The sequence below is a fragment of the Streptomyces sp. NPDC033131 genome, assembly GCF_055578365.1.
This window is the reverse complement of sequence record NZ_JBVIPA010000002.1, coordinates 426,814-435,740: the sequence shown is the minus strand read 5'-3', so window position 1 is coordinate 435,740 and position 8,927 is coordinate 426,814. Positions and strand designations below refer to the sequence as shown.

At 69.8% G+C, this 8,927-nt stretch carries 6 protein-coding genes; 4 read left to right on the top strand and 2 right to left on the bottom strand.

Annotation, left to right across the window (positions count from 1 at the left end):
- Positions 1 to 198: 198 nt before the first annotated feature.
- Positions 199 to 1,689: a cellulose binding domain-containing protein gene (locus ACZ5XS_RS05305; RefSeq protein ID WP_468647941.1), complete on the bottom strand. Its 1,491-nt coding sequence runs from the start codon at positions 1,687 to 1,689 to the stop codon at positions 199 to 201.
- Between the two features lie 190 nt (positions 1,690 to 1,879).
- On the bottom strand, positions 1,880 to 3,199 hold the full coding sequence (locus ACZ5XS_RS05300; protein WP_468647939.1) for a radical SAM protein: 1,320 nt from the start codon (positions 3,197 to 3,199) through the stop codon (positions 1,880 to 1,882).
- 235 nt (positions 3,200 to 3,434) lie between these two features.
- Here ACZ5XS_RS05300 and ACZ5XS_RS05295 point away from each other — a divergent pair, with 235 nt between their 5' ends.
- The 4 genes from ACZ5XS_RS05295 (at position 3,435) to ACZ5XS_RS05280 (ending at position 8,926) form a co-directional block, all read left to right on the top strand.
- Positions 3,435 to 4,688 carry a D-arabinono-1,4-lactone oxidase gene (locus tag ACZ5XS_RS05295; protein ID WP_468647938.1) on the top strand — a complete coding sequence of 418 codons (1,254 nt, stop codon included), beginning with the start codon at positions 3,435 to 3,437 and terminating at the stop codon, positions 4,686 to 4,688.
- 114 nt (positions 4,689 to 4,802) lie between these two features.
- Complete coding sequence (locus ACZ5XS_RS05290; protein WP_468647936.1) at positions 4,803 to 6,047, top strand: ROK family transcriptional regulator; 1,245 nt, start codon at positions 4,803 to 4,805, stop codon at positions 6,045 to 6,047.
- A gap of 11 nt (positions 6,048 to 6,058) precedes the next feature.
- The gene (locus ACZ5XS_RS05285; RefSeq protein ID WP_468647958.1) at positions 6,059 to 7,459 is read left to right on the top strand and encodes a glycoside hydrolase; all 1,401 of its coding nucleotides are present in this window, start codon (positions 6,059 to 6,061) and stop codon (positions 7,457 to 7,459) included.
- Positions 7,460 to 7,663: 204 nt separating this feature from the next.
- On the top strand, positions 7,664 to 8,926 hold the full coding sequence (locus ACZ5XS_RS05280) for an ABC transporter substrate-binding protein (RefSeq protein ID WP_468647934.1): 1,263 nt from the start codon (positions 7,664 to 7,666) through the stop codon (positions 8,924 to 8,926).
- Position 8,927: the final 1 nt, after the last annotated feature.

Here is an 8,927-nt window from a genome sequence, read left to right as displayed (position 1 = left end):
TCGCAGCCAGGACGGCCTCGATCCCCTCCGGTCTCCCCATACCAGAACAACGAGTCCCGCAGCTGGAAGCCACGACTTGTTTCCCGGCAAGCCCTTAGGGGAGCACGGAGGGCGCATGCCCAGCGCCGGTGACCGGTCGGCGGACGCACGGTCACCGTGACCTGCCACGTGCGCTGGACGCCTCCGAAGCCGTCGCCCTCACGCCTTCGTGCAGGTGTCGCCGTTCAGGGTGAAGTCGTACGCCGGCGAGTTCTTCCCCTGCCAGGAGGCGAGGAAGCCGAAGGCGAGGCTGCCGTCGGCGGGGACCTTCTTGTTGTAGTCGGCGGCGGTGGCGGTGACCCGGGAGTTGTTCTGGGCGAAGCTCGCGTCCCACATCTGGCCGACCTTCTGGCCGTCCCGGAAGGACCAGGCGACCCTCCAGGAGTCGAGAGGGCGTTCGGTGGTGACCGTGACGGTGGCCTGGAAGCCGTCGGGCCACTCGCCGACCAGGTCGTACCGGACCCGGCAGGACGCGGGCTCGCTCGCGCCGGGGCCCGGTTCCGCGCCGCCGGGGGCGGTGGAGGAGGCCGTGCCCTGGGGCGTGGCCCCGGGGTTCTTCCCGTTGGATGCCCGGGCGGTGCTCGGCGAGCCGGCGGCCGTCGGTTCCGGGGAGGCGGACGAGCTCTCGTCGTCGGACGGGACGGACGGGCGGGGGTCGGCGACCGGCTGCCGGTCGGCCGAGTCGCCGGGCGACGCCACGCCGTTGCCGGTGCCCGCGCCGGGCATCATCGAGACGGCCAGGGCCAGCAGGGAGACCAGGACGGCCGCGACCAGAAGGCCGTTGCGCACGACGCGTGCCTTGTGGGCATCCGGGTTCGGCGGGCCGTTCTCACTGTCCGCCGGTGCCGGGCGCCCCGCACCGAGACGGACCTCGGCGGCCCGGCGGCGGCGCTCCAGGTAGGCGAGGCCGCCCCAGCCGATCACTCCGCCGGCGAGGGCCGCGGGCGTTCCGCCTCCCTGCAGCCGGAGGCAGGCGGCGGCCTCCGCGCACTCCACGCAGCGGGCGAGGTGCCGGGAAAGGTCGTTCGGGGTGTCGGCGGCCGGCGAGCGGGTGACGGCGTCGAGGAGCCGGGCGTAGCTGCGACACTGCGCGTCCATCGGCGAGTCGAGATGGTTGCGGTGGCAGCGGTCCCGGAACAGGCCGCGCACCTGGGTGAGTTCCTCCCCCACGACGGCCGGGTCGAGGCCCAGCCGGCGGGCCACCACGGTCAGGGGCAGCGCCTCCACCTCGGCCAGCCACAGCAGGGCCGCGTCCGCTTCCTGGAGGTCGCGCAGGCCGCGCAGCGCGAGCGGGCGCCGCAGCGGGGGGCCGGTGTAGCGGGCGGCCTTTTCGGAGTTGAGCCACAGGCGCAGTTCGGGGTCGAGCCGGTGACCCTGTCCCTGGATCTCCCAGGCCGCCGCGGTGTTGCGTACGGCGGTCAGCAGCAGCGGGATTCTGGGCAGGCGGGCAGGGCGGCGGCCGGCGCTGCGGGCGGGAGCGGACTGCGCGTCACGGGCTTCGCGCATACCGAGGGAGAACGCCTCCGTGGCCAGTTGGGTGGCCGCGGTGGAGCCGGACGTGCACAGGTCCGCGTAGGAGAGCACGGCATCCCAGCACTCTGAGAACAGCGCGGCCTCGGCGGCGTCCTGGGGAGTCGGCAGGTCGGGCATGGGTCTCCTGCGTATACATGCGAGGTCAACTCGCCATACTGGCAAAGGAGTTGGGGGGAACCTCGCGGCAGAGCAGGAGTTTTTCACGCCTCCCACACAACTGACAAGCGCCCTGTTCAATTGTCATGTCAGGACAGCCGCACCCTACAACTCCTACCTGTAGTACGGATACGACCGCCGTACGACTCACCTACACCGTCGCCGATTCCTGCGCGGGAAGACTGTCCATGAAGGAACTGACGGAGAACACCGCGCGGCCGGGGCCGGGCGGGCCGTAGCCGGGGGGCGAGGCCAGGCCGAAGTCGTCCATGGTGGCGCGGTAGGCCTCCAGGAGACGGATGTGGTACTCCAGCGGCGCGCCCTGCGGGTTGGCCTTGCCGAGCGGGGTCGTCGGTTCGGGGCACCAGGTGGTGAAGCGGGGCGTGATGCCGTGCGACATGAAGAAGCGCAGGCCCTCGGTGGTGGAGGCGATCGCCTCGTCGACCGTGGTGAAGCCGAAGGGCTCGGCCATCTCCACGCCGGCCACGAAGTTGGGGATGACGTTGCGCGCGCCGAAGATCTCCGCCGAGTCGAGGATCCGCTTGTGCCACTCGTCGCGGCCGACGTAGCGCTCCTTGCCCGGGCAGTACATCTTGAACAGGTACTCGTCCCACACCTCGTAGTTGGGGTGGTAGATCTGCACGCCGTGGTCCTTGAACCGCTGCACGTCGTCGCGCGGCAGCGCCTGGGCCACGACCTTGCCGATCCAGCGGCCGGGGAAGCGCTCCTCGATGGCCTTGGCGTAGTGGCCGTAGAAGTCGGCCTCGTCACGGCCGGAGACCGTCTTGGTGATGGCGCCGCCGGTGAGCGTGTAGGCGGTGGACGCCTTCGCGGTGTCGTACCGGTCGATGATCTCCAGGGCCTCGAGGACCTCCTCGACGTCCTTCACACCGGTGTACGGCCGGCCCGCCGCCTTGTGCTGGCGCCAGTTGTGGTTGATGTCGCAGTACTGGCACTCCTCCTTGGCGCCGAAGTACTGGCAGACCCGGAAGACGGTGAGGTAGATCAGGTAGCCCCACTGGATGGTCGGGGCGACCTCCATCACCGACTTCCCGCTCGCGAGCGTGTGCCGGTAGTACTCCGGCATCGGCGGCACCCCGACGTCGGAGATCCGCTTGCCGTCGAGGTAGAGCCCGAGCACACCGTCCTCGTCCGCCGCCACCCGGTACGGCGAGGACGGATTGACCCGCACGGACACCACGGTCCGCCGCAGGTCGTACGGCCCGCCCGTGAGGATGATCTCCTCCGGCGGGCGGCGGAGCGCGGCCTCGCCGAGCTCCGGCAGGGTGCCGTGGTCGAAGGAGAAGATGAAGTACGACTTCGGCTTGACCTCGCCGCCCTCGTTGTCACTCAGGGCGGAGGGATCGAAGGCCACCCCACCCCGGAGCAGATCCTCCTTGAAGACGGCTTCCCGCGGTACGTGCGGGAACCTCTCCATCAGATCCTCGACGAGTGCGGTACGGCTGCCCATCCGTGTCTCCTCCCGGCTCAGGCGTACGACTCCTCACGGTAAGCCTTCGCCCGCGGCTCAGCCGTGCCGGGTCCCTCGCGTCGCCCTCTATGCATGGATTCGGGACGGTTCGACAGGGCCTCGGACGTTCCCGTCCCGTCCCGCGCTCGGCGACAGGCTGCAGAAACCGTTCTCCACCAGGTCGGCGGCAAATGAGAAGGTCAGCGAAACACCCCCTCCGAAAGGGACGGCAGAAATGGCCGAAACGGTCACCAACTGGGCCGGCAACATCACGTTCCTCGCCAAGGAGCTGCACCGCCCGCACTCGCTCACCGCGCTCGGCGCCCTCGTGGCCGACAGTGCGAACGTGCGGGTACTGGGCAGCGGGCACTCCTTCAACGAGATCGCCGAGCCGGGGCCGGGCGGGGTGCTGCTGTCGCTGGCCGCGCTGCCGGCCGAGATCGACGTCGACTCGGCGGCCCGGACGGTACGGGTCGGTGGCGGTGTCCGCTACGCGGAACTGGCCGGTCACGTGCACGCCCAGGGGCTGGCCCTGCCCAACATGGCCTCCTTGCCGCACATCTCGGTGGCCGGCTCGGTGGCGACCGGCACCCACGGGTCGGGGGTCGGCAACGGCCCCCTCGCCTCGGCCGTGCGCGAGGTGGAGATCGTCACGGCGGACGGGTCGACGGTCGTCATCGGGCGGGGGGACGAGCGGTTCGGCGGTGCGGTGACCTCCCTGGGCGCCCTCGGAGTCGTCACCGCGCTCACCCTCGACCTGGAGCCCTCCTTCGAGGTCGAGCAGCACGTGTTCACCGAGCTCCCGCTCGCGGGGCTGGACCTCGAGACGCTCGAGACGGTGCTGGCGGCGGCGTACAGCGTGAGCCTCTTCACCGACTGGCGTCGGCCCGGCTTCCGGCAGGTGTGGCTGAAGCGGCGCACCGACCAGCCGCTGCCCGACTTCCCGTGGGCCGCGCCCGCCACCGAGAAGATGCACCCGGTGCCGGGGATGCCGGCCGTCAACTGCACCGAGCAGTTCGGGGTGGCGGGGCCGTGGCACGAGCGGCTGCCGCACTTCCGGGCCGATTTCACGCCGAGCAGTGGCAGTGAGTTGCAGTCGGAGTACCTGCTGCCGCGCCGGCGCGCCGTCGACGCCCTGTATGCGATCGACGGTATCCGGGATGCGGTCGCCGGTGTACTGCAGATCTGCGAAGTGCGTACGGTCGCCGCCGACGAACAATGGCTGAGCCCCGCGTACGGCCGGGACACCGTGGCCCTGCACTTCACCTGGATCGAGGACACCGCGGCCGTGCTGCCCGTCGTGCGGCGGCTGGAGGCGGCGCTCGACGCTCTCGAGGCACGGCCGCACTGGGGCAAGGTGTTCACCGTCCCGCCGGCGGCACTGCGCGCGCGTTATCCGCGCCTCGGCGACTTCCGGAAGCTGGCACGTACCCTCGACCCGGAGGGAAAATTCGCCAACGCCTTTGTCCGGGACGTTCTCGCCGACTGACTTTATAAAGCCCCTTTCCTAACCCCTTGTCGAAAGTCCCTCGCAGCCCATAGCCTTGCGCCGCGCCGGTGCCGATGTCGTCCCGGCACGATCTGAAGGGATGGGGCCGGGCCGGTGAAGCGCACATCACGGGACATCCGCACCGCGAACCGCTACGAGGTGCTGCGCCAGATCATCGCCGCGTCGCCGACCTCCCGGCAGGAGCTGGCGGCCGCCACCGGCCTGAGTCTCGCCACGGTCGCCACACTGGTCGGTGAACTGCTCGACCTCCGGATGATCACGGAGGTCGGGTTCGAGGACTCGGCGGGGGGCCGCCCCCGGGGCCTCGTGGCCGTCAACGCGTCGGGGGGCGCGTTGATCGGTGTCGACATCGCGGAGACGTACGTCCATGTCGAGCTGTTCGACCTCGCGCTGAACGTCCTGGCCCGCGCCGAGGAGGACGTCCGCCCCGGCGAGAGCCGCCCCGAGCAGGTGGTCGGCCACGTCGCCGCCGCCCTCGGCTCGGTGGTCGCGCAGGCCGGGATCGAGGGCGCCCGGGTCCTCGGCGTCGGGGTCAGCGTGCCGGGGCAGGTGGACCGCGCGACCGGTATCTCGGAGTACGCGCCGAACTGGGACTGGCACGACGTGCCGCTGCTCGACCTGCTCACCGAGCACATCGCCTACCCCCTCTACCTGGACAACCCGCTGCGCGCCTGCGCGGTGGCCGAGCTGTGGTTCGGAGCCGCCCGCGGGCGCGGGAACGCCGTGGTGGTCAACCTCGGGACCGGGGTGGGCGCGGGCCTGGTCCTGGGCGGCGGGCTGCACCGGGGCGTGAGCAACAGCGCCGGCGAGTGGGGCCACACCACGATCGTCCTGGACGGCCGGCTGTGCCACTGCGGCAACCACGGCTGTGTGGAGACGTACGTCGGCGCGCCCGGCATCATGCTGAACCTGCGCGAGCTCAGCCCCCGCAGCACGCTGCTGCACCCGGAGGACCAGACCGCCACCATCGACGCGCTGTCCCGGGGTGTGCTCGCACAGGACCCGGTGGCGCTCAAGGTGGTCCGTGACACCGCCCGGTACCTCGGCGCCGGCATCGCCGACCTGGTCAACCTGTTCAATCCCGAAGTGGTCGTGCTCAGCAGCTGGGTCGCGGCCACCCTCGGCGAACCGCTGGTCGCGGAGGTGCGCGAGGCCGTCGCCCGGCACGCGCTGCCGCGGCCGATGGCCGCCACCGAGATCGTCCTCTCGCCGATCCCCACCGATCCGGTGTGCCTGGGAGCCGCGACCTTCGCGCTCGAAGGGGCGCTCCAGTCGGTCGGGCAGAGGAACGGAAAACGCACCACCCCCGCGAGGAGCCGTACCGCACCACCTTCATGACGACGGAAGGTATGCACGTGAGTCACCCCCACCCCAGGAGGTCGGTCCTGCTGACAGCCGCAGCCGCGTCAGCTGTCTCCGGGCCCCTCATATCCGCCCCGACCGCCTCGGCCGCCACCCCCACGGTGGCCGAGGTCTCCCCCCACGCCGCGCAGAGCATCGACGACATCGGCGGTGGTGGTACCGGGGTCACCACCCCGTCCCGCGCCCCCGAGGACTTCCCGGGCGACGACGGCACGTACGACTGGAGCAGGGACAAGGGCGGCCGCACGTTCCTCTCCTATGCGGCGAAGTACGGCGTCGAGAACCTGGTCGCGTTCGTGAACAGCGCTCCGGCCGAGTGGAAGACCAACGCCAAGAGCTGCGGCGGTTGCCTGAAGGCGGAGAACGAGCAGGACTTCGCGAAGTACGTCGCGGACGTCACCGACCACTTCGCCGGGCTGGGCCAGAGGTTCGACCACATCAGCCCCTTCAACGAGCCGACCAGCAGCTTCGACAGCTGCGGCCAGGAGGGCATGCCGGTGAACGTCGACCAGCGCGCCGACATCGTGCGCGCGCTGGGCGCGGAGCAGGACGCGCGACGCCAGAAGACCGGCATCATCGCGGACGAGTCGACCGGTGCGGTCAAGTTCAACGAGGAGGTCCCGCAGTGGATCTCGCAGCCGGGCACGGCCCAGTACGTCGACAAGCCGGCCCACCACACGGACGACAACCCCAGTGACGCGAACCGGGCGAAGGTCTACGAGACCTCCAAGGCGGCCGGCATCGAGTCCTGGCCGCCGGAGATCTGCTGCTTCGGCAAGGGCGGCACCGGCTGGGCTCAGGAGTACGACCCGAGCATCGACGGCGGTCTGAACCTGTCGCGGATCATCTGCAAGGACTTCGCGACCGCGCACGACTCGGCGTTCCGCTGGTGGGTCGCCCTGTCGGAGATGATCGGCAGCGACCCGTACGCGAAGAACGACGACGGCTGGAACGACGGCCTGATCCACTACGACTCCAACTACGCCACCAACGGCAATCAGACCCTCGACCAGAAGAGGCACGCGCCGAGTTCGGCGATCACCGGCGCCCTGCAGGGCAAGCGGTCCGGCAAGTGCCTGACGGCAAACGCCTCGGGCGCGGTGATCGGTGCCTGCACGGCCGGGGCCGAGCAGTCGTGGTCGTACGACGCGAAGGGCCGTCTGAAGGCCTCGAACGGTCTCCTGACGGCGGGGAGTTCGGGACCGGTGGCCTCACCCACGGCCACCCGTGACGCCTGCCGGCGGTGGCTGCTGAACTCCAACGGCCAGGTCGTGAACGAGGGTTCCGGCAAGTGCCTGGACGTCGGCGGTCAGGCGACCGCGGACGGCAGCAAGGTGAGCATGTACAGCTGCAACGGAGGAGCCGACCAGGCCTGGTTCCGCCAGTAGTTTCCCGGGGGGCGGACCGCTGGTGCGGCGGCCCGCCACCCATGGCGTCCGGAATCCCGAACGCTACGCAACTCTTCGAACAGACTTCGTCCAACCCCTTGCCGAAGCCTTAGCCGAAGGTTAACGTCCCGCACCGCAACCCCTTTTGAGCCACCTGGCGCTGAGCGACAGAGCCGCAAGCCGCCTCGAGACAAGGACGTCACCATGTCGGCAATGAGCAACACCAACTGGGACCGCCGCAACGTACTGCGGGCCGCGATGGGCCTGGCCGCCGCCGGCGGTCTGGCCGCGTGCGGCGGGAACACCGGCCGCAGCGGCGGGGGGTCGGGCGACGCCCTCGTCCAGTACTTCCACGCGTACGGCGAGGCGGGCACCGAGCAGGCCATCAAGAAGTACGCCAAGGCCTACAAGGACGCCAACGTGACCACGCAGTGGATCACCGGTTCCAACTTCGAGCAGAAGCTCTTCGCCGCGCTGCTCACCAAGAACGCGCCCGACGTCTTCGAGTTCCACCCGCAGATCCAGCTCATCAAGAGCGGCCAGGTGGCGGACCTGACGGACCTGATCGACCCGGTGAAGGACGACTTCAACCAGGCCGACATCAAGTCGCACACGGTCGACGGCAAGATATACGGCATCCGGATGATCGACGACCCGCAGTTCTTCTTCTACCGTCCCTCGATGTTCGAGAAGGCGAAGGTCGAGGTGCCGACCACGCTGGAAGAGCTGCTCGAAGTGGCCGACAAGCTCACCACCAGCAAGGTCAAGGGCGCCTACCTCGGCAACGACCTCACCCCGGTCCAGCACAACCTGATCTGGTCGGCCGGCGCCGACACCCTCACCGCGGACAACAAGCCCGCCTTCAACACGGACGCCGTCGCCGAGGGCCTCACGCAGCTGCGTTCCCTCTTCACCAGCGGCAACCTGCTGCTCGGCGCCCCCGCCGACTGGTGGGACCCGTCGGCCTTCACCCAGGGCCTGACCGCGATCCAGTGGTGCGGCATGTGGGCCATGCCGGCCATGCAGCAGGCGCTCGGCGACGACATCGGCATCTTCCCCTTCCCGAAGGTCGGGTCCGCAGGCCAGGAGTCGGTCTACAACGGCGGCTGGTCGATGTTCGTCAACGCCAAGAGCAAGAACGTCGAGGCGGCCAAGGAATACGTGAAGTGGCTGTGGATCGACCAGAAGGAGTACCAGGAGGACTGGGCCACCTCCTACGGCTTCCACATCCCGCCGCGCACCTCGCTCGCCGAGACCGCCACCAAGCTCAAGACCGGCCTGCCGGCCGAGGGCGTCAAGCTCTTCAACGAGTTCGGCCACTTCGACAACATCGGCTGGACGCAGGCCATGATCGCCTCGTTCAACGACGTGATGGCCAACTCGGTCCGTAAGAACGGGGACCCGAAGAAGCAGCTCGACACCTGTCAGAAGAAGGTCGACACCGAGCTCAAGAAGCTCTTCGGATAGG